Annotated in this window: 26 protein-coding genes and 1 pseudogene; 20 read left to right on the forward strand and 7 right to left on the reverse strand. The window is 36.8% G+C overall.

Annotation, left to right across the window (positions count from 1 at the left end; translation table 11 throughout):
• Window positions 1-16: 16 nt before the first annotated feature.
• The 6 genes from eno to HCW_RS02990 all read left to right on the forward strand — a co-directional run bounded on the left by eno (window position 17) and on the right by HCW_RS02990 (window position 4,703).
• Window positions 17-1,297 (forward strand): phosphopyruvate hydratase, encoded by a 1,281-nt coding sequence (gene eno, locus HCW_RS02965; protein ID WP_014660741.1) that lies wholly within the window; start codon window positions 17-19, stop codon window positions 1,295-1,297.
• Window positions 1,290-1,565 carry a hypothetical protein gene (locus tag HCW_RS02970; protein WP_014660742.1) on the forward strand — a complete coding sequence of 92 codons (276 nt, stop codon included), beginning with the start codon at window positions 1,290-1,292 and terminating at the stop codon, window positions 1,563-1,565. Before eno ends, HCW_RS02970 begins: the two co-directional genes overlap by 8 nt.
• An 18-nt stretch (window positions 1,566-1,583) precedes the next feature.
• Window positions 1,584-2,183, forward strand: a complete 600-nt coding sequence (locus HCW_RS02975) for an AMIN domain-containing protein (RefSeq protein ID WP_014660743.1) — start codon at window positions 1,584-1,586, stop codon at window positions 2,181-2,183.
• Complete coding sequence (locus tag HCW_RS02980; RefSeq protein WP_014660744.1) at window positions 2,180-2,680, forward strand: shikimate kinase; 501 nt, start codon at window positions 2,180-2,182, stop codon at window positions 2,678-2,680. Before HCW_RS02975 ends, HCW_RS02980 begins: the two co-directional genes overlap by 4 nt.
• An 18-nt stretch (window positions 2,681-2,698) precedes the next feature.
• Entirely contained in the window at window positions 2,699-3,670 is a 972-nt protein-coding gene (locus tag HCW_RS02985) for a PDC sensor domain-containing protein (protein ID WP_014660745.1), read from the forward strand.
• Between the two features lie 124 nt (window positions 3,671-3,794).
• The gene (locus HCW_RS02990) at window positions 3,795-4,703 is read left to right on the forward strand and encodes an outer membrane beta-barrel protein (protein ID WP_014660746.1); all 909 of its coding nucleotides are present in this window, start codon (window positions 3,795-3,797) and stop codon (window positions 4,701-4,703) included.
• A 56-nt stretch (window positions 4,704-4,759) separates the two neighbouring features.
• Here HCW_RS02990 and HCW_RS02995 read toward each other — a convergent pair whose 3' ends face one another.
• Genes HCW_RS02995 through HCW_RS03010 form a run of 4 tightly spaced genes read right to left on the reverse strand, consistent with a single transcriptional unit; the run spans window position 4,760 to window position 10,000 of the window.
• Entirely contained in the window at window positions 4,760-6,313 is a 1,554-nt protein-coding gene (locus HCW_RS02995) for a phospholipase D family protein (protein WP_014660747.1), read from the reverse strand.
• Window positions 6,314-6,348: 35 nt separating this feature from the next.
• Window positions 6,349-7,086 carry a fumarate reductase iron-sulfur subunit gene (locus HCW_RS03000; RefSeq protein ID WP_014660748.1) on the reverse strand — a complete coding sequence of 246 codons (738 nt, stop codon included), beginning with the start codon at window positions 7,084-7,086 and terminating at the stop codon, window positions 6,349-6,351.
• Window positions 7,079-9,223 (reverse strand): fumarate reductase flavoprotein subunit, encoded by a 2,145-nt coding sequence (locus HCW_RS03005; protein ID WP_014660749.1) that lies wholly within the window; start codon window positions 9,221-9,223, stop codon window positions 7,079-7,081. Before HCW_RS03005 ends, HCW_RS03000 begins: the two co-directional genes overlap by 8 nt.
• Window positions 9,224-9,232: 9 nt before the next feature.
• Window positions 9,233-10,000 (reverse strand): fumarate reductase cytochrome b subunit, encoded by a 768-nt coding sequence (locus tag HCW_RS03010; RefSeq protein WP_014660750.1) that lies wholly within the window; start codon window positions 9,998-10,000, stop codon window positions 9,233-9,235.
• 235 nt (window positions 10,001-10,235) lie between these two features.
• Between HCW_RS03010 and HCW_RS03015 the strand changes: the two genes are divergently transcribed.
• The 11 genes and pseudogenes from HCW_RS03015 to HCW_RS09065 all read left to right on the forward strand — a co-directional run bounded on the left by HCW_RS03015 (window position 10,236) and on the right by HCW_RS09065 (window position 19,837).
• The gene (locus HCW_RS03015) at window positions 10,236-10,925 is read left to right on the forward strand and encodes a triose-phosphate isomerase (protein ID WP_196794377.1); all 690 of its coding nucleotides are present in this window, start codon (window positions 10,236-10,238) and stop codon (window positions 10,923-10,925) included.
• Between the two features lie 9 nt (window positions 10,926-10,934).
• A complete protein-coding gene (fabI, locus tag HCW_RS03020) occupies window positions 10,935-11,759 on the forward strand; it encodes an enoyl-ACP reductase FabI (protein WP_014660752.1) in 825 nt (274 codons plus the stop codon).
• Window positions 11,760-11,772: 13 nt separating this feature from the next.
• Entirely contained in the window at window positions 11,773-12,783 is a 1,011-nt protein-coding gene (lpxD, locus tag HCW_RS03025; RefSeq protein WP_014660753.1) for a UDP-3-O-(3-hydroxymyristoyl)glucosamine N-acyltransferase, read from the forward strand.
• Between the two features lie 63 nt (window positions 12,784-12,846).
• Complete coding sequence (gene metK / locus HCW_RS03030; protein WP_014660754.1) at window positions 12,847-14,004, forward strand: methionine adenosyltransferase; 1,158 nt, start codon at window positions 12,847-12,849, stop codon at window positions 14,002-14,004.
• Between the two features lie 68 nt (window positions 14,005-14,072).
• The gene (gene ndk / locus HCW_RS03035) at window positions 14,073-14,483 is read left to right on the forward strand and encodes a nucleoside-diphosphate kinase (protein WP_014660755.1); all 411 of its coding nucleotides are present in this window, start codon (window positions 14,073-14,075) and stop codon (window positions 14,481-14,483) included.
• 20 nt (window positions 14,484-14,503) lie between these two features.
• Window positions 14,504-14,860 carry a hypothetical protein gene (locus tag HCW_RS03040; protein ID WP_014660756.1) on the forward strand — a complete coding sequence of 119 codons (357 nt, stop codon included), beginning with the start codon at window positions 14,504-14,506 and terminating at the stop codon, window positions 14,858-14,860.
• A gap of 18 nt (window positions 14,861-14,878) precedes the next feature.
• A complete protein-coding gene (gene rpmF / locus HCW_RS03045; protein WP_014660757.1) occupies window positions 14,879-15,028 on the forward strand; it encodes a 50S ribosomal protein L32 in 150 nt (49 codons plus the stop codon).
• Between the two features lie 69 nt (window positions 15,029-15,097).
• A complete protein-coding gene (gene plsX / locus HCW_RS03050; protein WP_014660758.1) occupies window positions 15,098-16,117 on the forward strand; it encodes a phosphate acyltransferase PlsX in 1,020 nt (339 codons plus the stop codon).
• Window positions 16,118-16,143: 26 nt separating this feature from the next.
• Window positions 16,144-17,139: a ketoacyl-ACP synthase III gene (locus tag HCW_RS03055; RefSeq protein WP_014660759.1), complete on the forward strand. Its 996-nt coding sequence runs from the start codon at window positions 16,144-16,146 to the stop codon at window positions 17,137-17,139.
• A gap of 95 nt (window positions 17,140-17,234) precedes the next feature.
• Window positions 17,235-17,528: pseudogene (locus tag HCW_RS03060) on the forward strand (hypothetical protein); the annotation flags it as partial.
• Window positions 17,529-18,829: 1,301 nt separating this feature from the next.
• A complete protein-coding gene (locus tag HCW_RS09065; protein ID WP_231283050.1) occupies window positions 18,830-19,837 on the forward strand; it encodes an outer membrane beta-barrel protein in 1,008 nt (335 codons plus the stop codon).
• A 57-nt stretch (window positions 19,838-19,894) separates the two neighbouring features.
• Here HCW_RS09065 and HCW_RS03070 read toward each other — a convergent pair whose 3' ends face one another.
• The gene (locus tag HCW_RS03070) at window positions 19,895-20,869 is read right to left on the reverse strand and encodes an NAD(P)-binding domain-containing protein (protein ID WP_014660762.1); all 975 of its coding nucleotides are present in this window, start codon (window positions 20,867-20,869) and stop codon (window positions 19,895-19,897) included.
• A gap of 30 nt (window positions 20,870-20,899) precedes the next feature.
• Window positions 20,900-21,109: a cbb3-type cytochrome oxidase assembly protein CcoS gene (gene ccoS, locus HCW_RS03075; protein WP_014660763.1), complete on the reverse strand. Its 210-nt coding sequence runs from the start codon at window positions 21,107-21,109 to the stop codon at window positions 20,900-20,902.
• A 143-nt stretch (window positions 21,110-21,252) separates the two neighbouring features.
• On the opposite strand from ccoS, the gene HCW_RS03080 reads away from it, so the two are divergent.
• The 3 genes from HCW_RS03080 to ybeY all read left to right on the forward strand — a co-directional run bounded on the left by HCW_RS03080 (window position 21,253) and on the right by ybeY (window position 22,921).
• Window positions 21,253-21,834, forward strand: coding sequence for a DedA family protein (locus HCW_RS03080; protein ID WP_014660764.1), 582 nt, complete (start codon window positions 21,253-21,255; stop codon window positions 21,832-21,834).
• 96 nt (window positions 21,835-21,930) lie between these two features.
• A complete protein-coding gene (locus HCW_RS03085; RefSeq protein ID WP_014660765.1) occupies window positions 21,931-22,425 on the forward strand; it encodes a flavodoxin in 495 nt (164 codons plus the stop codon).
• A 67-nt stretch (window positions 22,426-22,492) separates the two neighbouring features.
• A complete protein-coding gene (gene ybeY / locus HCW_RS03090) occupies window positions 22,493-22,921 on the forward strand; it encodes an rRNA maturation RNase YbeY (protein WP_014660766.1) in 429 nt (142 codons plus the stop codon).
• A gap of 513 nt (window positions 22,922-23,434) precedes the next feature.
• Here ybeY and proC read toward each other — a convergent pair.
• On the reverse strand, window positions 23,435-24,241 hold the full coding sequence (gene proC / locus HCW_RS03095; RefSeq protein WP_014660767.1) for a pyrroline-5-carboxylate reductase: 807 nt from the start codon (window positions 24,239-24,241) through the stop codon (window positions 23,435-23,437).
• Between the last annotated feature and the right edge of the window lie 46 nt (window positions 24,242-24,287).

The following is a 24,287-nucleotide window of genomic DNA, read 5'->3' on the forward strand; positions in this document are numbered from 1 at the left end:
GATTAAAGGATTTTGAGTGATAAGTATTAAAGATATTTCTGCTTTAGAAGTTATGGATAGTAGGGGTAATCCTACCATTCAAGCAACCATTACACTAAGTGATAATACCAAAGCCAGTGCGATTGTGCCTAGTGGGGCAAGCACAGGTAAAAGAGAAGCTTTAGAATTAAGAGACAATGATAAAACACGCTTTTTGGGTAAAGGCGTGTTAAAGGCATGTGAAAATGTCAATCGTGTGATTAAAGATAATTTAGTAGGGCTTGATGCGTTTAATCAAGCTTTAGTGGATAAGGTTTTAAAAGAATTAGACAACACACCTAATTATTCTAACCTAGGGGCAAATGCAACTTTGGGTGTGTCTATGGCATTAGCAAGGGCTAGTGCGAAGTCTTTAAACATTCCTTTGTATCGCTATTTAGGGGGAGCTAACGCCTTAACTTTGCCTGTGCCTATGCTTAATATCATTAATGGTGGAACGCACGCAAATAATTCTATAGACTTTCAAGAATACATGATTATGCCCTTAGGTTTTGAGAGTTTTAAAGAGGCTTTAAGGGCAAGTGCAGAAGTTTATCAGGTGCTTAAAAAACTCCTAGATGAGAAAAATCAGCTCACAAGCGTGGGCGATGAAGGGGGCTTTGCACCTAATTTTAAAAACAATGTAGAACCTTTAGAAGTCATTTCTCAAGCCATTGAAAAAGCCGGTTACAAGCTAGGCGAAGAGATAGCCCTTGCCTTAGATGTGGCTAGTAGTGAATTGGTAGATGAAAAAGGTTATTATCATTTAAAGGGCGAAGATAGAGTTTTAAATGCGTTTGAATTAGTCGCCTACTATGAAGAATTAGTTTCAAAATACCCGATTGTGTCTATTGAAGATGGCTTGAGCGAAGATGATTGGAATGGTTGGGAATTTTTAAGCAAAGCATTGGGGCATAAAGTCCAGCTAGTGGGCGATGATTTGTTCGTAACGAATGCAAGTATCCTAAAAAAAGGCATTGAAAAAAATATTGCGAATGCGATTTTGATTAAGCCTAATCAAATTGGCACCATTAGTGAGACTTTAGAGACAATAAGATTAGCTAAATTGCATGCATATAAATGCGTGATGAGCCATAGGAGTGGGGAGAGCGAAGATAGCTTTATTGCTGATTTTGCTGTGGCATTAAATACCGGAGAAATTAAAACCGGATCAACCGCAAGAAGTGAAAGAATCGCTAAATACAATCGCCTTTTAGAGATTGAGCATGAATTAAAAGAAGGCGTTTATTTGGGTAGGGAGTTATTCAAGCGTGGCTGAAGTTTTGTTTGAGCAAGAAGAAGTCAAGTCAAACAGGTTCAAAGACTTCTTTTATGCCAATCGCATGATTATTGTATTTTTTATTGCGTTGCTTGCCTTTGGCTACTACTTAGGGAAATTGCTTTTTGGAGGCTCATCTTTGGAAAGGTATTGGGATTTGAAAGATAAGCATGAACGCTTGCAACATGAAATCGTAGAATTGCAAAGTCAAAATGTGCGTCTTCAAAAGCGTCTCTTTGAATTAAGAGAGTTGCGCCCTAAAGACTAAGATTAAGGAAAAAGTGGAGTGTTTTTAAAAAGTTTTATAAGTCTTGTAATCGCTTTTAGTGTATCGTATGCTAGAGATAACCCTTTTGACCCAGAGATTACTTCTAAAAACATGCAAGGGGGTTTTAGTGATGTCTATGAAAGCTACTTTAAAAAGCTAGATATTGACTTGCCAACAACTGCTAGGATTTTAAAAAAGATAAGCATTACTTACCAAGATATTGATGGCTCTATCCATACTAAGGTTATTCCTGTTGATAAGAGCATTGATTGGCATTACCCTTTGAAACTTTCTCAAAATACACTTTCTCAATCTGAACTTGAAAGGCGTTATAAAATCAAGGAATTTGAATTTGTTATTTCTAATAACACCTTGACTTTGCATTCTCCTTATAAATTGTTGCGCTCGTTTGTATTGATAGAGCCTTATCGTATTGTTTTAGACATTAAACGAGGTTCTGAAAAAATTCATGAGGTTCTAGCATTAGAGCAGAAATTTTTTTCTCAAATCAAGCTAGGAACGCATGATGATTTTTATCGCATTAGCATTACTTTAGATGGTAAATACCGCTATATTTTAGAGGAAAAAAAGGGTGCATACCAATTAATTTTAAAATGATAAACGAACATCTTGTTTTAATTGGCTTTATGGGAAGTGGCAAAAGCTCCTTATCCCAGCAATTAGGCATAGCTTTAAAGCGTGAAGTTTTAGATACTGATGTTTTGATTAGTGAAAAAGTGGGTTTAAGTGTAGCGCAAATTTTTGAAAAATTTGGCGAAGAGGGGTTTAGAATGCTTGAAAGAAACCTCCTAGAAGAGCTTAAGAGCCTTAAAACCCCCCATATTATTTCTACCGGTGGGGGCATTATTATGCATAATAATTTTAGGGGTTTGGGGAAAGTATTTTATTTAAGGGCAAATTTTGAGGTGATTTTAGAGCGCTTGAGTGCTTATGAATTTCAAAAGCGTCCCCTTTTAAAAGACTTGCAAAAAGCAAAAGAGCTTTATTTAAAGCGTCAAGTTCTCTATGAAAAAAATGCTGATTTTATTATTGATGCTAATGGTGGTTTGCAGAAATCTTTAGAACAAGTGTTAGAATATTGTCTTACTGATTAAAATGCTTTGGAGGCTTTTATGCTAAGTAGAGACATCGTTCAATACGCTAAAGTTCGCACTGAATTGTATGCGTATTTCACTTATTTATTCTCACATAATTTGCGCAATCATCTTCCAGAAATCACTTTAGATTATTTAACACGCCAGATTGACAAAATGAGCGCTGAAATCAAAATGGCAAAAAGCTTTTTTGTGCTTGATTCCAAAGGTTTATTGGTGCTTTCTCCAAGCAGTTTTAAAAGAGGGTATAAAATTGGGGCATTAGAGTATGATTTATGCGAGGGCATTGAACTAGAAAAGGGGGAATTGGGGAATCATAGTTTTAGTGATAAGTATTATTTCTATGAGGCGCTCAATCAAAAACGCTGTATTTTAACCGACCCATATCCTAGCAAAAAGGGCAATCATTTGGTCGTTACTTTGGCTTATCCTCTTTATAATCAAGAGCATGAGCTTGTGTATATTGTGTGTTTGCAAATCCCTTTAAGAGTAGCGATTGCTATTAGCTCACCCTCAAAGTATTTTAAGAGCTTTAATGAGGGGAGCATGGTTATGTATTTTATGATTTCTATCATGCTTACTTTAGTTTCTTTGCTCTTGTTTGTGAAGTGTGTTTCAAGCTTTTGGACAGCTATTGTGCATTTTAATAGTTTTGATATTAAAGAAGTTTTTCACCCTATTGTGCTTTTAACTTTAGCTTTAGCGACCTTTGACTTGGTAAAAGCGATTTTTGAAGAAGAGATTTTAGGGAAAAATAGTCGGGACAACCACTACGCCGTGCATCGCACCATGATTAGATTCTTGGGTTCTATTATTATCGCACTAGCCATTGAGGCTCTCATGCTTGTATTTAAATTCAGTGTGAGCGAACCGGATAAAATCACTTATGCGGTGTATTTGGCTATAGGTGTGGCAGTGCTTTTAATTAGCCTAGCTATTTATGTTAAATTCGCCTATAGTGTCTTACCTAAACAAGGGAATCTAGAATAAACAAGGCAAAAGCCTTGTTGTTGGATTTATTTTTTATGATTTTGTCATAAGTTGATAGAAATTTAAGCTTTTTAGCATTAAAATTTCATTTCATTATTTTAAAATCTTAAATTAAAGGAATGTTATGCGTTGTTGTCATCAAGTTACCCCCCCCCCCTCAAATCGTGATTTTATAAAAATCCCTCATTTTAATCTTTCTCGTGTTTTAAAACTCAGTGCCTTAGCTTTTAGCGTGTCGTGTGCTACAAATAGTGCTCAACTTCAAGAGTTATCTGATCAAAAAATCCAAAAAGAGCAAAAAAAGGCTTTCATGGATACAGATAAAAAGAAAATAGAGCAAGTCCGCTCCAAGCAAAATGCTATGGCAGATAAAAAAGCATTTTTTGCTGGGGTAGGGTATTCGGGTATGGCTAGTGGTTGGGCGGGGCTTTTCCAGCAAAATTGGGGAGATTCTGTCTCTAACATTAATAGTTCTCAAGCTATTTTAAATGGCTTTGATTTGAATGCAGGCTATCAATATATTGGCAAGAAATATCCACTTATAGGTGTGAGAGTAGGCTTTATGTATTCGTTTAAAACTGGAGATTATTATCAAAACCAATCCATACTACAATCTAGTAATAATATTCTAGTGGTTTATCAAGATGAGACTAGTCAAAAAGTATCTATGAATACCTATAGTTTGTTTATAGACTTTTTGAATGATTTTTATCAAAGCAAGAAGTCTTTTGTTGGTTGGTTTTTAGGTGCGGGGTTTGGCGGAGAGAGTGTGAGTTTTGGCTCTAACGCTACAGATTCTGTGGATGTAACCCAATTTCAAGGCTTTGGCACTTTAGGTTTGAGAGGGGGCAATAAGCACCATACCTTAGAAGTTAGTGGCTCTTTGCATGGGGATAAGGGAAATTGCCCTTTTGGTCAAGGCTCTATATGTCCTAATTCTATTTCCAACTCCAATTCCCTATCTGTTAAGTCTGCGTATGGCTTATGGACTATATATGCAACTTGGAATGTGAATTATATCTATCGTTTTTAATGATTTTGTGTTTTAAAATCTTTTGATTATTGATTAAAAATAGTTTTTATAGCTTTTTATAGCTCTCTTTCGGGTAAGACCTTAGACCATTCTTTAATAAGGCGTAAGAATAAGGAAGTATCCGGGGAGTTTTTTTGATGGATAAGCCTTCCCTCTTCTGTAGCCTCCCAAATCACTTTATGATGGCGCATAACTAAATGCCATGATTGCATCATTTCTTGCTTAATAAGTGAGCGCACTCTTTTAGCAAACTCTTGGTTGTGAAACAATACAGCGCTTTCTGTATTAATATCTGCAGAGCGAGGGTCAATATTAAAACTTCCTAAAAGGGTGAGATTATCATCAAAAACAATCGTCTTGCTATGCAAGGAATGTTTAGTGCTAAAACGCCCTTTAATTTGGCGGTTTAAGAAATTGTTGCGGATTTCATAGACATCAGCGCCCATTTTGACTAATTTATTGCGATACCTTTCCCATGCTCCATAGACTACTATGGCATCAGTTGAGGAGAGCGAATTGGTTAAGATTTCTATATCCATGCCCTTAGCGATTTGAGTTTTAAAGGTTTGTATGATTTTTTTGCTTGGTATGAAATAAGATGATGCAATAGATACTGAATCACTAGCATTTTCTAGGGCTTTTTCAAAAGCAAGTTGGATAGGGGAATGTGATGAGGTGGTTGGCTTTTTTTTCATAAGGGGGGCATCAACTTTTGTAGGAGAATCTGCTAAAAAATTAGCCTCACCATAATAGAGATTGTATTGATAAGTTTGAAAGCGTTTTATAAAATCTTCTATCTTATTTTCAAATTCTTGTTTGTCTTCGTAGCTTAGAGGGATACTTTTATGGAATTTGGCAATTTCTTTGGCATTATTTTTTAGCTTTTTGTGTATACCTAGTAGTGAGATAGGCACAGAGCGATAAAAATCCCAATAGGTTTCAAAGCTTTTTTTAGCGTTTAAGGCAACGCCTCCTAAAAATAAGGCATCTAAGTCTAAAAAATTGGTGTCTAAATCATTATCAAAATAATTATCTCCAATATTACGACCTCCCATAATTACGGCAATATTATCTACAATAAATAGTTTATTATGCATGCGTTTTTTAATGCGTTCATAATCTGTAAGCATTTCAAAATAGCGTAAGGCCTTGTTGCGGATATAGTAGGGGTTAAAAATTTTGACTTCAATATTTTTGTGAAAATTCAAAAGCATAATATCTGAAAAGTCAGAATCCAAGCCATTATCATCTATAAGGATACGCACCTTTACCCCACGATTGGCCGCATTCAAAAGCTCTTTAGCAATCACTTGAGAGGAAAGGTCGTTTCTATAAATATAAGTTTGAATATCAATGCTTTTTTGACTCATTCTAATGAGTCCCACTCTATGCAATAAAGCATCAAAACCATCTTCTAAGAGCATGGCTAAACTATAAGTGGGGTTGATAGAAAGCCATTGCTTGTATAAGTTGCCAATAGGGGTTTTGTAGGGGTTGTAGTGAAGAGGGGGATTTAGGGGTGTGTGTGGGGTTTTATGGGTGGCAACAATCCCAAAACACCCACTTAGAAAAAAAATACTAAAGAAAACTAAAAAGCTCCTAAATCTCAAGACCACCCACTAAAAACCAAAAACTAAATGACATGTTAGCGGTTTTTTCCTACTTTTAGCATACGATTACGCAAAGTGGCAATACTACTTTGCAAAGGCAATTCTTTAGGACAAGTGTCATGGCAAGCAATCAAGCTCATGCACCCAAAAACCCCATCATCATCGCCGACTAATTCATAGAAGTTATCATCACTTCTTTCATCATGACTATCAATTAAAAAGCGCATAGCTCTATTCATGCCAGCGGCTCCTATGAAATTAGGACGCATAAGCTTTGTCCCACATGATGCAATACAGCAACCACACTCAATACATCTATCTAGTTCAAAGACTTCTTGAGCCTCATCAGGCTCAATGCGCTTTTCAGGCTTGGTAATATCCACTTCTTCTCTAGAATGCGCCCAGCTTTCCACTCTTTTAGTCATATCACCAAACCAATCACCGGTATTCACACTCAAATCCTTAATGAGCGTAAAGCTTGGCATAGGCATAAGCGTGATTACCCCACTTTCAAAGCTAGAGGTAAGGGTCTTACAAGCTAAGCGTGGTCTGCCATTAACCATCATCGCACAAGAGCCACAAATTCCAGCACGACAAACAAAGTCAAAGCTTAAATCCGGGTCTTGATGCTCTCTAATGAGATTTAAAGCAATAAAGAGCGTCATAGATGGAATCTCTTTGAGCTGATAGTCCCTAAAGTGGGGCTTACTTACCGCACTTTGGGGGTCAAATTTTAATACTCTAATGGTAATGGTGCGTTCGTTCTCACTCATGGTGTCCTCCTTGTGTGTTGGCATTGTGTTTGTCTAATAAATCATGCACATTATAAGAATACAAATGTTGGTTTTTAGCCCTAACTTCTTCATCTTCTAAGCGCACATTTCTTGCTTTATATTTGTCTTGCAATTCAAAAGGCATAAGAGCGTCTTGCACTTCATAGCGGTCTTTACCAAGCTTTTCTAACTCTAAAATAGTTTTTAAAATTTCAGCATCTCGCTCTTCTTTTTTGGGGTGGGGAATGAAATTGCCCTTTTTGCCATAACCTCTAAAGTCGGGGCTAATCTCCATTTTCATAATATCTAATGGCTCATATTCAATAGTGGGCATGTCTTGTTCAGGGTTTGGCCAACTTGCTAGAGTTCTACTGAGCCATTTTTCATCATCTCTTTTAGGATAATCAATTCTAGTATGTGCACCCCTACTTTCAGTGCGCAATAACGCCCCTTGAGTGATACAAAGGGCGAGTTTAAGCATTTTTTTAGTGCGGTAGGCATCTTCTAATTCAGGATTATTGTGTAAAACCTTATTTTTGACACAAATATTTTTAGAGCGTGCATAAAGCTCTTGCAATTCTTTAAGAGCCTCTTCTAATTTAGAGCCCTCTCTAAAAACACCAACTTTCTCGTCCATAATTTCTTTCATGCGCTCTCTAATCTCATACACATCTTCTTTGCCCTCATTGTGTAATAAGAATTGCATATAATCTTGGCTCTTTTGGATAAAGGTTTCTACAACAGCAGTGTTGATATCAATCTCAGCTCCCACACAATGCTCAGCAAAATAATCCCCAATAATCATGCCAGCTACCACAGCCTCACTAACAGAATTACCTCCTAAGCGATTAAAGCCATGCAAATCCCAGCATGCTGCCTCGCCCGCACAAAACAAGCCTTTTAAATGGGTTTCACCCTTAGAGTTTGTCCTAACGCCTCCCATAGAGTAGTGTTGCATGGGTTTAATGGGAATCCAACCTTTTTGCTTAGCATAGCCTTGTGCGTATTCTGGCTCATTAGTAGGCATGCCTTGCATGTTTTCTTTGGTTTGTTCACTATCATCTGCGGGGTCAATGCCAGCAAAGGTCATCGCAATATCTCGCACATCTCTTAGATTCTTTTCTACATGAGGACGCCCTAAAATAGCAATATCCAACCAAACATGGTCTCCATAAGGGCTAGGCACACCATAGCCTTTTTGAATATGCTCTAAAATACGCCTTGAGACAACATCTCTACTAGCAAGCTCTTTTTTCTCAGGCTCATAAGCGGGCATAAAGCGTCTTCCAAATTTATCCCTTAAAACACCTCCATCGCCTCTACAGCCTTCTGTCATTAAAATCCCACTTGGAACTAATGCAGTAGGGTGGAATTGCACTGCCTCCATATTACCTAGCATAGCCACACCGGTTTCTAGGGCAGTTGCAGCTCCTGCACCATCACAAATCACCGCATTAGTGGTGTGCTTATACACACGCCCATAACCACCGGTTGCTAAAAGAGTGCCTTTAGAAACATAGGCTGAAATTTCACCCGTAATCAAGTCTCTTACTACGGCTCCATAACATTTACCATTTTGATGAATAAGTGCGAGCATGTCTTTTCTATCTTGAATATCCACCTTATGATGCAAGGCCTCATTAGCTACCGCATATAACATGGTATGCCCGGTGGCATCAGCAGTAAAGCAAGTGCGCCATTTTTTTGTGCCACCAAAATCTCTACTTTGAATATAACCATGCCTATCGTCTCTTTCAGTAATAGTTACATGCTCGCCATTAACAACAGCACCTCTATCGCCCTTTTTAATCCTAGTCCAAGGCACACCCCAAGAGGCTAATTCTCTAATAGCTTTTGGGGCGGTGGTTACAAACATTCTGGCTACTTGTTGATCACACCCCCAATCGCTCCCTTTAACCGTGTCTAAAAAGTGCAAGTCTTCGTTATCGCCCTCGCTTTTTTTAGCATTTGCCAAACTCGCTTGCATGCCCCCTTGAGCAGCAGCACTATGACTGCGTCTTACTGGAACTAGACTTAAAACAATAGTATTAAGCCCTCTTTGCTTGCAAGCAATACTAGCCCTTAAGCCCGCTAAACCGCCCCCAATAATTAATGCATCGCAATAATGTATCTTCATTTTACTATCCTACTCTTTATGGAATTTCTCATCAGCCTCTATGGCTTGTTGCATGGTGTGAATGCCACTATTTTGGTTTTCTAAGCCTTTTTTAATATACGCTCCATAAGTGCAAAGCCCCAAAACAATAAAAAACACACTCATAGCCCATTTAATGCTCCTTAAGCCTTGAATGCTTACATTCTTAAACCAACCCCATTTAATTGCTAAGCGATACAAACCAATAGAGCCATGGAGTTCTACAGCAAATAGCAAGAAAATGTATAAAAGCCAAAAATGTTGCGTTACGAAACGATAGCTTGAACCATGCGGTCCAATGGTAGAAGGCTCAGTAAGCATGACAAACAAATGCACGCTTGCTAAGAAAAACATAAAAAATCCCGTAGCTACTTGGGTAAACCACAAGCTTGTATCGCCATGTTTCATCAAATGCTTATGGGTTTTAAAAATCTTGTATTGACGATAATTGATAGGAAACTTACGCACCGCCAAAAATGCATGCACAACCAAAATAAGAATAATGCCACTTGCAACTACACTTACAATCGCTGGCTCGCCCATTTTCAAAAACAAGCTTCCCTCAAAAAACTTTGCTACCTTATACATGGCCTCATCGCTAATTAAAATACTAGAAACCAAGAACATATGCACTATCATAAAGAGTGCTAAAATAAGACCCGTAGCGCTCTGTAAGAAGTCTAGTTTGGCATAAATACCACTTTTTCTACGCTCTTTGGTAACATTATAGTAACCCTCAATAACTTCCTCTTGCTGCATGTAATTCTCCTATAGAACTCAATTTTTCATAAAACTTCGGCGTTCAAATAATTAAACACGCTGTTTTCATGTTACTACATTCTTGGTAACATTTCTTAAAACGAAATTTAATAATGAGAAAAAATTGAATGAAAAGGGCTTAATTGTTTAAAATTTACATTTTTTAAAACGCATGCGCTATAATGGTTTTAATTTTTATAAAGATAATAAAGGAAAGTAACTTATGAAGATTGCTATGGCTAATTTTAAATCCGCTATGCCTATTCTTAAGAGTCATAAGTATTTGCAAGACTTAGAAAAAAGTTTAGAGCCACAGCATTTTGATAGGGTCTTTGTATTCCCTGATTTTTTAGGGTTGTTGCCTAATGCATTTTTGCATTTCACTTTGGGAGCGCAAAACGCTTACCCTAAAGATTTAGGAGCCTTTACAGGAGAAATTACTTCAAAGCATTTAGAAGAATTAAAAATCAGCACGCTTTTAATTGGGCATAGCGAAAGACGCACGCTTTTAAATGAAAGCCCTAATTTTTTGAAAGAAAAATTTGATTTTTTTAAAAATAAGAATTTTAAGATTGTCTATTGCATTGGCGAAGATTTACAAACTAGGGAAAAGGGCTTAGGGGCGGTTAAAGAATTTTTAAATAAGCAATTAGAGATAATTGACACAAATTATCAAAATTTAATGGTGGCTTATGAGCCTATATGGGCGATTGGCACAGGAAGAAGTGCGAGTGTAGAAGATATTTATCTCACGCATAACTTTTTAAAGCAAAATTTAAATCCAAAAACCCCTTTGTTGTATGGTGGAAGTGTGAATATAAGTAACGCACAAGAAATCTTAAGCATTGATAGCGTAGATGGCTTGTTGATTGGGAGTGCGTCTTTAGAATTAGAAAATTTTAAAACAATCATTTCATTTTTATAAAGGAAAATTATGGGTTTTTTAAAGGGTAAAAAAGGGCTTATTGTAGGGGTCGCCAACAATAAGTCCATCGCCTATGGGATTGCTAAATCTTGTTATGAACAAGGCGCAGAACTAGCTTTCACTTACTTAAATGAGAGTTTAGAAAAGCGTGTGAGGCCTATCGCACAAGAATTTAATAGTGAGTGCGTGTATGAATTAGATGTGAGCAAAGAAGAGCATTTTAAGTTATTACACGATAATATCAAACAAGATTTGGGTTCGTTAGATTTTATCGTTCATAGCGTAGCCTTTGCTCCAAAAGACGCTTTAGAAGGGGGCTTATTAGAAACTTCTAAGAGTGCGTTTAACACGGCTATGGAAATTTCAGTCTATTCTTTAATAGAGCTAACGCATACCCTAAAACTTTTATTGAATAATGGGGCATCAATTTTAACTTTGAGCTATCTAGGTAGCACCAAATACATGGCACATTATAATGTTATGGGACTAGCTAAAGCAGCATTAGAAAGTGCGGTGCGTTATTTGGCTGTTGATTTAGGTAAAGAAAATATACGAGTGAATGCCTTGTCCGCTGGACCTATTAGAACGCTTGCATCTAGTGGGATAGCGGATTTTAGAATGATTTTAAAATGGAATGAAATCAATGCTCCTTTAAGAAAAAATGTGAGTTTAGAAGAAGTTGGCAATGCGGGAATGTATTTGCTCTCTAATTTATCTAGTGGGGTGAGCGGCGAAGTGCATTTTGTAGATGCCGGATACAATATTATGGGCATGGGAGCTGTAGAAGAAAAAGATAATAAAACTACACTATCATGGGATTTACATAAAGAATAATAAGGATATTTTGATGAAATTAAGTGAATTATTAAGCACCTATTCTATTGAGACAGATTTTTCAAACGATTTTGAAGTAAACGCCCTAGCTCCTTTAGATAAAGCTACGCCTAATGATATTAGCTACATTGACCAAGCACGCTATCTCAAGCTTTTAAAAGATTCCAAAGCTGGGGCGGTGTTTATCCGCAAAAAAGAGTCTTCTAAAGTCCCCAAACACATACAAGCTCTCATTGTAGATAACCCGCATTTAGCCTTTGCTAAAGTTTCGCATGCTTTTAAAATCCCTTTTTTTAAAAACCCAGAAAGAGCGAGCGAGCCTAAGAGTTTTGAGAAAGTTACTATCATGCCACAAGTTATTATTGGAGAGAATGTAGAAATTGGCGAAAATTCTTTGATTTATCCTAATGTAGTGATTGCTGATGGCGTAAAAATTGGTAAAAATTGTATTTTATACCCGCATGTAACTTTGTATCAAAACACAATTTTAGAAGATAATGTCATTATTCATGCCGGCAGTGTGATTGGGGGCGATGGCTTTGGTTACGCTCATACAGCCCTTGGAGAGCATATCAAAATTGAGCATGTAGGCATTGTAAGAATCCAAAAGAATGTAGAAATTGGGGCAAACACCGCCATTGATAGAGCGGTTTTTGGCGAGACATTAATTAAAGAAGGCGTTAAAATTGATAACTTAGTTCAAATCGGGCATAATTGCGTCTTAGGCGAACACAGCATTGTGGTTTCTCAAGTGGGCTTAAGTGGCTCTACAACCACAGGGCGTAATGTAGTCTTTGGTGGGCAAGTAGGCATTGGGGGGCATTTGCATGTGGGTGAATTTACTCAAATTGGGGGTAAAAGTGCGGTAGGTAAAGACTTGCCCCCTCATACGAATTTTGCTGGAGCCATTCCTGCTATGGAAATCCATGAGTGGCATCACTTCTTAGCCCATTTACGCACAAATTTTAGAAAACAGCAAAAAACAAGCTTATTGCAAAAAGCTAAGGGGTTTTTTAAGTCTTAAACCAAATAGGCTATAATAAGCCTATTTCTAGTTGCAATTTAAAATTTAAACAAGGATAATAGAATGAAAGATAGTTTTCTTTTCACTTCAGAATCAGTTACTGAGGGACACCCCGATAAAATGGCTGACCAAATCAGCGACGCCGTTTTAGACTACATCATCGCACGAGACAAACAAGCAAAAGTCGCATGTGAAACGCTAGTTTCTAATGGATTTTGTGTTATAACAGGTGAGTTAAAAACTTCTGTTTATGCCCCTATGCAAGAGATTGCTAGAGAAGTGGTTAAAAAGATTGGTTACACAGACGCTCTTTATGGCTTTGATTATAGAAGTGCGGCGGTTCTAAATGGCATTGGCGAGCAAAGCCCTGATATTAATCAAGGCGTGGATAGAGAAGATGGCGAGATTGGAGCAGGAGACCAAGGGCTTATGTTTGGCTATGCGTGTAAAGAGACTCCCACACTTATGCCCTTACCCATTCATTTAGCCCATCAGCTCACTTTTGCTTTAGCCCAAAAGAGAAAAGATAATAGCTTACCTTTCTTAAGACCTGATGGTAAATCTCAAGTGAGCGTGCGTTATGAAAATAACAAGCCCGTAAGCATTGATACGATTGTTATTTCCACTCAGCATTCTCCAGAAGTTTCACAAAAGCATTTAAAAGAAGCGGTGATTGAAGAGATTGTTTATAAGGTTTTGCCCAAAGAATATTTACATGATAATATTAAGTTTTTTGTAAACCCCACAGGAAAGTTTGTTATCGGTGGGCCACAAGGTGATGCGGGTTTAACCGGTAGGAAAATTATTGTGGATACTTATGGGGGGAGTTGTGCGCATGGTGGGGGAGCCTTTAGTGGGAAAGACCCTAGCAAGGTGGATAGAAGTGCAGCTTATGCGGCTAGATATGTGGCTAAAAACTTAGTGGCTAGTGGGATTTGCGATAAAGCAACCGTGCAACTTGCCTATGCGATTGGCGTAGTTGAGCCGGTATCTATTTATGTGAATACGCATAATACGAGCAAGTATTCAAGTGCGGAGTTAGAAAAATGCGTGAAATCTATTTTCAAGCTCACACCAAAAGGCATTATTGAGAGCTTGGATTTACTAAGACCTATTTATTCGCTCACTTCAGCTTATGGGCATTTTGGGCGTGAGCTAGATGAGTTTACTTGGGAAAAGACTGATAAGGCCGAAGAGATTAAAGCATTCTTTAAGCATTAAAAAATGCTTTAAGGGTAATATTTTAGAAAAATTTTTGTATAATCAAAAATTCACACAAGGAGTTATCTTTGCAACGAACATTATCTATCATTAAGCCTGACGCAGTTAAGAAGAGGGTGATTGGCAAGATTGTTGAGCGTTTTGAGAGTAATAATTTAGAAGTAATCGCTATGAAACGCTTGCATTTAAGCGAGCAAGACGCTAAGGCTTTTTATGCGGTGCATAAGGACAGACCCTTTTTCAAAGACTTAGTAGAGTTTATGACAAGTGGTGCGGTAGTGGTTATGGTTTTAGAAGGCGAAAATGCCGTAGCTAAAAACAGAGAGCTTATGGGAGCGACCGACCCTAAAATGGCTGAAAAAGGCACTATAAGAGCGGATTTTGCAACAAGCATTGACGCTAATGCGGTGCATGGGAGCGATAGCTTAGAAAACGCACACAATGAAATCGCTTTCTTTTTTGCCTCTAGAGAACTTTAAGGGTTAATTAAAGTAAGTTTATGCAACTTGAAATGCGTAAAATCACTCCAAATGCTCCCAAGCAAGTGTCTTTGGAGTATGAGGGGGTAGTTTTAGAAGGCGAAGTTATGCGTGTGAACGCAAAGCTATTTTGTCTCAAAGCACGCCTTAAGGGTGAGCTTATGCTTGCTTGCAATATGAGTGGGGAAGAGTTTAAAAAAAGTATTGATGAGCCTTTGGTTTTGCATATTTCAGATGGAATGTGGGGTATGCAAAGCCAAAGTTTAGGTTTTGATAACTTAGATGTTATTGAATCTTTCAATGGTTTTATTGATTTGAGCGAGATTTTACGCTCTGAAGTGGAGTCCATTAAATTAGACTACCACTATTTAGATTGAATATTTTAAGGAGATTTTATGGCAGTACCTGATAGAAGAGTGAGTAAAACAAGAGCGGCAAAAAGACGCACCCATTACACTGTTAAGTTAGCTAAGCCTATTAAAGCAAAAGATGGCACTTGGAAACTTCCTCATCACATTAATAAATTCACTAAAGAATACCAATAGATTCCTTTTTGATGGATTTTTGGTGAGGAAAATTTTGAGAGGTTCTAACAAGCCTTTTAAGGATACACAATGAAAATCGTAATAGACTTAATGGGGGCTGACCATGGGGTTTTGCCTGTTATTGAGGGAGTTTCAAGAGCCTTAGATAATAAGAACTTTGAAGTAGTCTTAGTTGGAGATAAAAATAAAGCAGAGCCTTTCATCTCTAAAGAATTAGCTAGTAGAGTGGATATTATCCATACAGAAGATTATATTAGAATGGAAGAGGCAGCTACTGAGGCGATTAAACGCAAGGAGTCCTCTATTTATCTTGCTATGGATATTTTAAAAAATGGCGCTGACGCTTTGATTTCAGCGGGTCATAGTGGGGCTACTATGGGTTTAGCAACCTTACGCTTAGGGCGTATCAAGGGGGTTGAGAGACCCGCCATTTGCACCTTAATGCCTAGTGTTGGCAAGCGTCCTAGCATATTACTAGATGCAGGAGCTAATACGGATTGCAAACCTGAATATTTAGTGGATTTTGCACTAATGGGATATGAATATGCCAAGAGTGTGTTGAAATATGATAATCCTAAAGTAGGGCTTTTGAGCAATGGTGAAGAGGATATTAAGGGCAACATGCTTGTCAAAGAAACGCACAAAATCCTTAAGCCTTATGACTTTTTCTATGGTAATGTAGAGGGGAGTGATATTTTTAAAGGGCTTGTAGATGTCGTTGTGTGTGATGGCTTTATGGGCAATGTAGTATTAAAAACGACTGAAGGGGTTGCTAGTGCTATAGGTGCGATTTTTAAAGAAGAAATCAAGGGTTCTTTTAAGGCTAAAATGGGGGCAGGTTTGTTGAAAAATGCCTTTGTTACTCTCAAGCAAAAAACCGATTATGCTGAATATGGCGGTGCACCACTATTAGGAGTGAATAAAAGCGTGATTATTAGTCATGGCAAGAGCAATGCTAGGGCGATTGAATGCGCTATTTATCAAGCTATTAGGGCATTAGAGGGGAATGTTTGCGCAAGAATTGCTGAGGCATTTGAGCGCTTAAAATCCAACCCTTCTTCGCTTGGAAGCAATACTCAAAATGTTTGAAATATCTCTAATGCTAAGGGAATTTGATGAAAATTTATGCCTCTCTTAAGTCAATTGCTATGCATGCCCCAGAGAGAAAAGTAGGGAATGCAGAGTTTCAAAAATTTTTAGATACTAGCGATGAGTGGATAGAAAAGCGCACGGGAATTAAAGAGCGCCGTTTTGCAAAAGACTCTCAAAAAAGTAGCGATTTAGGCGTAATTGCCGCTAAAAAGGCTATAGAGCGTGCGAAACTTACCCCAAAAGACATTGATTTAGTCATTGTGGCATCATTAAGCCCAGATTTTTTGGCTATGCCCTCAACTGCATGTATTATCAGTGCTAAATTAGGCATTGAGAATAAGCCTGCTTTTGATATTTCAGCCGCTTGCACGGGATTTATTTATTTGTTGTCTATGGCTAAGGCCTATGTTGAAAGCGGAATGTATCAAAATGTGCTAATCGTTGGAGCAGAAAAGACTAGCAGTGTGCTAGATTTTGAGGATAGAGGGACTTGTATTTTGTTTGGCGATGGCGCTGGGGCGTGCGTAATTGGTAGAACGACTGAGATAAAAGAGAGTGTTTTAGATGTGCAGATTTCAGCCAATGGTAATTTTTCGGATTATCTTTGCACGCCACGAATGCTACAAGCAACTCCTTTTAATCAAATTGAGGATAGCTCAAAGCCCTTTTTACGCATGAAAGGGAATGAAGTGTTTAAACTAGCGGTTAAAACACTTTTAAAAGATGTGGAAATAATTTTGGAAAAAAATGCCTTAAAACCTGAAGATGTGCGTTTGTTTATTCCCCACCAAGCAAACTTAAGAATTATTCAGGCTGTAAGAGAGCATTTGGATTTTAAAGATGAGCAAGTAGTTTTAACCGTGCATAAATACGGCAATACTTCAGCCGCAAGTATTCCGATGGCTATGTGTGAGGCGTATGAAGAGGGGCGTTTGAAAAAGGGCGATTTAATGCTTTTAGATGCCTTTGGGGGGGGCTTGACTTGGGGTTCAGCATTAGTGTATTTTAATGGGGAATAAGCCTTTAGAAGAGATAATGTAATAGGGCTTATTAATTCTTGATGAGATGAGGCATTTTTAAGGCTATAATAACTAATCTTAAAAAAGGAATTTTGATGAAAAAGATTACTCTTTTGGCGTTGGTGATGTTAGGAAATCTAATGGCACAAAGCGATTATTGTAGCGACCATTGCATGGGGACACCAGACCAGCGCACCGCACCTATGGGGTTTTGGTTTAGCTTTACACGCTCAGTGGAGCATTATATAGAAGAGCCACAAGCACGAGCTAAAAAGCTCAAAAAGTGTCAACAAGCGTTTAATTCTACCTTGAGAATTAATTATATTACAAAGTCTTTTAGAAGAGATTGTGAAAACGCTGAAATGGCTGAAAAGCAAGCCAAGAGCGAGCAAGCTAAGAATGAGCCAACAAGCGAGTCAAAAGACACCCACACGCAAGAAAATAGCAAGAGTGTGAGCGCTAAAGAGAGCAAGGAATAATAAAGGGTGTGCTTAAAATTGAGTGCTTTTAAGGGCATGAATAGGGGTTAATGAGAGAATACTCTTTGTCTCTTATTCAATGCCAATCAAAAATCTATTTTATTTTTAAAATCTTTCAAACCTTAGTAAGTCGCATTGTCTAAAAAATCAAAAAATGCATGTGTTTTTAATGCTGTTTAGTGTTTTAAGACTGCTTGGACTAAGGGCTTTAATTGTTGCTTTAGCAATCTTTTTATAAGGGTATAAAAGCGCATGGTTTTTGCATTCATTATGGGGGGTTAGAATCTTTTATTGCAAGTTATGCAAAATACTTTGATAATTTAAAATGCATGCGTATAGAGACAATCAAATTTTAGGGTTATAGCTTTAATCCTTAAAACGATGTGGTATGATTTGAAACATTGATTTTTAATGAGATGTCTTATTGATAGCATACATTATAAAATTAGCTATTCGTATTTTTAGGTTTAATATCAATCTATCATTTGGAGTGCTTAGGTTTACTTAAAAACCCCATTAGCTTTAAAATGCGCTTTCTTATTTAAGCTATTATTTGGAGCATTTAAATTAAGTTTGAATTTATATCAAAGGGTTGTTGGCTAGATTGGCATAATCAGCTTAAAAATAGAGCGTTTGCACGCTAAAAACAAGGCTCAAAGTTTCATTAAAGAATAGCGAGCAAAAAGAAACAAATAATGGTTATGGGTAGGGCGCTCTTATCTTTCAAAAAGGCTTAGAAATCTCATAAATTGCTAAAAATAGCCTTTAGTGATTAAAAAAAGTGCTAAATAAAATCATATTTTAAAAATTATATATAAAAATATTATAAAAAGTCTTTTTGTTAAGTTGGTCTATCTATCATTGGTGGGGTTAATGCTTATAAAAGTCATAACTATAATATTAAAAAATCTTTAATCAAGTTGGTTATGGCTTTAAAAAACTTGCTTAAGCATTAAAAACACCTTTTTATAAGTTCTTTTTAGTTTTAAAAATTGATAGTCAATGGTTATCTATGAATTGCATTTAAAATTATTTTATAGATATTAAAGCTTTTTGAGATTATAATAAAAGCTTTTTTAAAATAATGTTAAAAGGAATCTTATGGTATTGTGCCAATCTGTTACCCCCCCCCCCGAAATGAGTTATTAACGCCCCCTTACTTATCTAGTCTTTTAAAAATCTTTAAACAAAGTGTTTTGTGCTTGGCTTTAATGTTATTTTCTAGTTATGCCTATGGAGATGAGTTGCAAGAAGATATGAATAATAAATTTTTCAAAAAAGTCAAAGAAAAGTTAAAAAAAGCTCACGCTCAAAAGCAAGTTGATAAAACAAAAAAGAGATACGCTGATAAGAGTGCGTTCTACTTAGGGGTAGGTTATGAATTTGATTTTGTGAGCAATAATTTGTTTGGTATTAGCTCTACCGGAAAGCATACTTCAAAAACCCCCTCTATGTTTAATGGGCTTGGTGTGGCTATGGGCTATAAATACATTTTGAAAAAACATAAATGGCTTGGTTTTAGGGGTGGCGCATTTTATGATGTTTCAGTTCCTTTTGTCAGTCTTTCTAGTATCGATAACGAAATTGATAATGCGGAGAGTAACTTGAATAATACTATCAATGGCATGAATAATAGTATGAATAATGCAGTCTCTGGTTGCACCACTAACCAAGATACTACTACTTGTAATTATAGTAGTAGCGTTTGCACTACTAGCCAAGATACTATTAATTGCAATTATAGCGACTATAGCAGTAGTAGTAATGGTAGTATTGATTATGCTATTGGAACCCCACAAATTAGTGCTATCCAAACTTATGGAGCTAATCTTGATGTGCTTTTGAATGTGGCTAATCATCAAAGAATCTTTTTTGGTTTTAGGGTTGGGATAGGGCTTGCTGGTGCGAGTTATAGCATTAGTAATAGCAGTGATTATGCAAGCTATTTGAAACCACTCAAAGATAAGGTTAATAACACCACTTTTCAATTTTTAGTCAATCTAGGCATGCGCATAGGGGGCAAGCATAATCATTTTGAATGGGGGGTTAAAATCCCTACCATTAATAACACCTATTTTGACATAGGCTCTCAAGCTAACTCACAAATTCAACAAGCGATGCAAGGATTAGGGAGTTTTGGTTCTAGCTACGCATTGCCCTCTAAATCTACTATGAGACGCTTTCTTGCACTCTATTTTGAATATATTTTTAGCTTTTAAAAGGTTGTAGGCTAGGTAAAAAGGAAGAGATTAAGGGGGTTTTAAACCCCCTTAAATTTAATGAGAGAGTCTTTTAGAAATCTCAGTCGCTACATCATAGCCATGGTTTAATGCGGTTGCAACGCTCGCACCATTTTTAAACAAAATATCGCCCACGATGAATAGATTAGAAATATTAGTGCTTTCTAAATTGTCTTTAACCATAGGGATATTCGTGCTAGAATCTAGCTCTAAATCACAGCGCTTAAAAAATTCTAATGGTGTAGAACCCCCAATAGCATAAAGGAGACGCTCAAAATTTTCGCTGGTGTTATCCGTGAAATTCACTTTAATTTGCGTGCCATATTCTTCTAAGCTCTCAATATCCACGCCAAGCTTGCTCTTAAGCGTGTTATTATCAAGGACTTCTTTTAAATTTTTAGCGTTATCTTCATTGATTCTAGCAAACTCGCTTCGGCGGTAATTAAGGGTTGTGGGTGCAATCTTGCATAAAGAAATGGCGTATTCCACCGCTGAGTTACCCCCACCTATAACAAGAGTTTTTTCGCCCTCTTTGCAATCATTAATGGTAAAGACCACTTGCTTAGAGAGATTAACCGGGATTTTATAGCTAGTAGGGCGGTTTGGCTGACCCATTTTACCAATAGCAATGACAACAAATTTTGCATAATGCACTTCATTAGATGAAGTGGTTACTTTAAATAAATCGCCCTCTTTTTTCACACTCTCAATATCAGTCTTATAGCTAGGCTCTATGTGGTGCTCTTTTAGTAGTTGGGTAAAATTATCCAAAGTTTCTTCTTTAAAGCTGTCTTTAAAAGGGATATGCCCTCTAAGTTCTACGACTTGTTTTTTATAGTCTTTATCCACTCTTTTGCCCGCTTTATAGAATTTTTGCATCATGCCTGAATGGCTTTCTGTTTTTTCACATAAAAGCACTTTTTTAATTCCAGCTACCTCGCACTCTACAGCGCTTGCAATACCGCCCGGACCTGCGCCTACAATCAATACATCTAAAATTTCTTTTTCCATATTCAAATATCCTTATATAATGACTAAAATTTAGGGCTTTTTGCTTGGCGAGTTTTTTTGGTGCTCTTGTTGTAAAATCGCCTCGTTTAAATCATTAGGGCTATCATACAAAACACCCTCAAGCATGTGTTTTTCATCATCAAACTGCCCGCTTTTCACACCCCATAAAAACGCTATTAACCCTACTAGCCCCATAAGCACAGAGACAACTAACATTATGGTTAAGATTTCTGTGTTCATACCTTACAATCTCTATTTAAGATAATAGCGCTAGCCTTTAATAGCAAAATATTATACTCAAGTTGGCTCTAAAAAAAGCAAATAGGGTTTTATTTTTAGATAACATGATAATAAAAACGAAACTTAGATTTAAGGAATTTGATATGCAAGAGGCGTTGCAATCTTTTCAAGAAGGCTTTAGCCATTGGGGTTATTTGATTTTATTTTTGTATTCGTTGGGTAGTGGGTATGTGGGCATTGTGATTGCCTCTATTTTGAGCGCAACGACACAGACTTTGGATATAAAAATGACTATTTTTGTAGCCTTTCTAGGTAATGTTGTGGGTAGTGGGGCATTTGTAGTGTTTGCACGCTATCAAAAAAAAGAATTTTTAAAATACTTTCAAAAACACCAACGCAAACTCGCTTTAGCCTCTTTATGGGTTAAACGATATGGATTTTTAATGATTTTTGTTAATAAATATCTATATGGAATTAAAACGATAGTGCCTTTGGCAATTGGTTTTAGTAAATATCCTTTAAAGAAATTTTTATGGCTTAATGTTTTATCTAGTTTAGTGTGGGCATTATTAGTAGGGGGTATATCATATGTGGCGAGCGATTGGGTTAAGGGGCTTTATGATGAGTTTTCGGCGCATTCTTCATACTTTATTATGGGGGTGGCTTTGGTGCTTATTTTGCTATGGGTTTTGTTGAAACGCTATTCACGCAAAATTGGTTTTTAAGCAAGAATTTACTTCTATGTGCTAAACTACGCCCTTAGTATTCGCTAAAATTAAGCGAATGCAGTATCTTGAATTAAAAACAAAGGATGGCATACCATGGCAAAAATTGGTATCTTTTTTGGAACAGACAGCGGTAATGCTGAAACAGTTAGTGAGAAAATTGCAAGCAAACTTGGCGATGCTGAAGTAATTGATGTTGCTAAAGCAAGCAAAGAGCAATTTGATGGTTTCAATAATGTGATTTTAGTTGCTCCAACAGCAGGAGCTGGTGATTTACAAACTGATTGGGAAGATTTCTTAGGAACATTAGAGTCAAGTGATTTTGCTAACAAAACCATTGGACTTGTAGGTTTGGGCGACCAAGATACTTATAGTGAGACTTTTGCTGAAGGTATTTTTCATATCTATGAAAAAGCTAAAGCTGGTAAGGTTGTAGGTCATACTTCTACTGATGGTTATAACTTTGAGGCTTCTAAAGCTGTTGAGGGTGGTAAATTCATTGGTTTAGTAATTGATGAAGACAATCAAGATGATTTGACTGATAGCCGTATTGAAAAATGGGTAGATGAAATTAAAGGTTCTTTTGCTTAATTTTTAAACCCTAAGCTTTTATAAGCTTGGGGGACTTTCTATAACTTCCTTAATTGAACTTAATTTAATGTTAGAAATAGATAATCAAACTTCTTTTGAATGCAATGTTTCTTTGTTAGAAGAGATTGCGCAGTTTTTAGCCCCCACTCAAATGATTGAGCTTGTGCTAGTGAGTGCAGAAAATATGCGTATGATTAATAGAGATTTACGAAATTGTGATTATGCGACTGATGTTTTGAGTTTCCCTTTAGAACAAATTATGCATGCGCCTTTAGGTAGTGTGGTTATCAATATGGATTTAGCTAAAGAAAACGCTCAAATGCTAGGGCATACTTTAGATGATGAAGTAGCGCTTTTATTTATTCATGGGATTTTGCATTTATTAGGCTATGACCATGAAAAGGACAATGGAGAGCAACGCCAAAAAGAAAGTGAAATTATCAAAGCCTTTAACTTGCCTTTGAGCTTGATTGAGCGCACGCTTAAAGAGGACTAGAGACTTTAAGAACACCATTGAAATAGCCCTTTTTTAACATGTTTTCTTAGTGTATTTTTAAAGAAAGCTAGATTTTGTTTCATTAAAAATTCTTTATTTTTTTAAGAGAGGGTTTTAAAAGCTTGCGTCTTATTTTATTTGTTTTTTAAAATTTTAAATGCCTTTATTCTTTAGGGGGGGACTTAGGAGCATTTAATATTAAGCGTCCTTATCCCCCTTAAAATCCCCTAAACACCCGCTAAGCGCTTATAAAGCTATTACTTTAAAGCGTTGTTTTTAAGACTCTTTATCTTTTTGCAATCTTTATAAGAAATTTAATGATTTTTATCATCAAAAAATATTTTGATTTTATCTTATGAGTAAATGGGGCTATTAGTTTTGTAAATGGATAAGGTGTTTAAAATATTCTTATAGAAAGTGAGCTAACCAATATGAATTGAGTAAGAGAGAGTGCGCAAAAACTAGGGCAAACCCTAGAATATCGCTTGAATGCAAGGGTATTAAAAGACTTATTTAAGATTTTGGGCGCATTTTTTCTACACTTGCATGACAAGCCTCTATGAATGCCCCTCTAACCCCCATTTTTTCCAAAACGCTTAAGCCCTCAATAGTTGTGCCTTTGGGGGTGCAGATTTGCTCAGTAATCATTTCTGGGCGTTCATTCTCTAAAAGCTTGGCAAAGCCCTTAAAAGTCATGCTAACTAATGCTAAAGAATCTTTAGCGTTCAAACCCTCTCTAATGCCTGCATCTTTTAATGCGCTTGCTACAAGGCTTAGAAACGCTAGTGAGCTACCATTGGTAGCCACACTTGCATTCACCTGCTCTTCATTAGATACATTTATGGCTAAACCAAAGCTTTGGATAATTTCTAGCGTGTTTTGACTAATGGTTTCAATCTCTTTTGTTTGAGAGGGGATATACTCACAGATTGCGCTAGAAGAGAGGGCGAACTTGCTCGCAATATTTGGCATGCATTTTAAGTAGTATTTAGCATAAAAAGTGTTGCATAAACTCTTAAAGCTCACGCCTGCAAGCGCACTAATAATGCTTTTAGCCTCACCCTCGTAATTAAAATCATGCAAATTATAGGGCTTATAGAGCAAGAAAACAAATTTATTTTTAATATCAATGATTTTAGTGGGTGGTATAGAAATAATCGTGGCATCAATATTCTTTTCTTTTAAAAAAGGGGCGATTTTTTGGGGATTACGCCCTGTGATTTGCAGGTTGAATTGTTGGCTTAATTTTTCATGCGCCCCCTCTAAGATAGATTGCATCATATTCCCATATCCAATAAAAAGTAAAGTTTCTTTTTGCATTTTTTTCCTTAAATAGTTTTTGTTGTTTTAGAGATTATACTGATTT

The sequence above is a fragment of the Helicobacter cetorum MIT 00-7128 genome (assembly GCF_000259255.1).
Lineage (GTDB): Bacteria > Campylobacterota > Campylobacteria > Campylobacterales > Helicobacteraceae > Helicobacter > Helicobacter cetorum_B.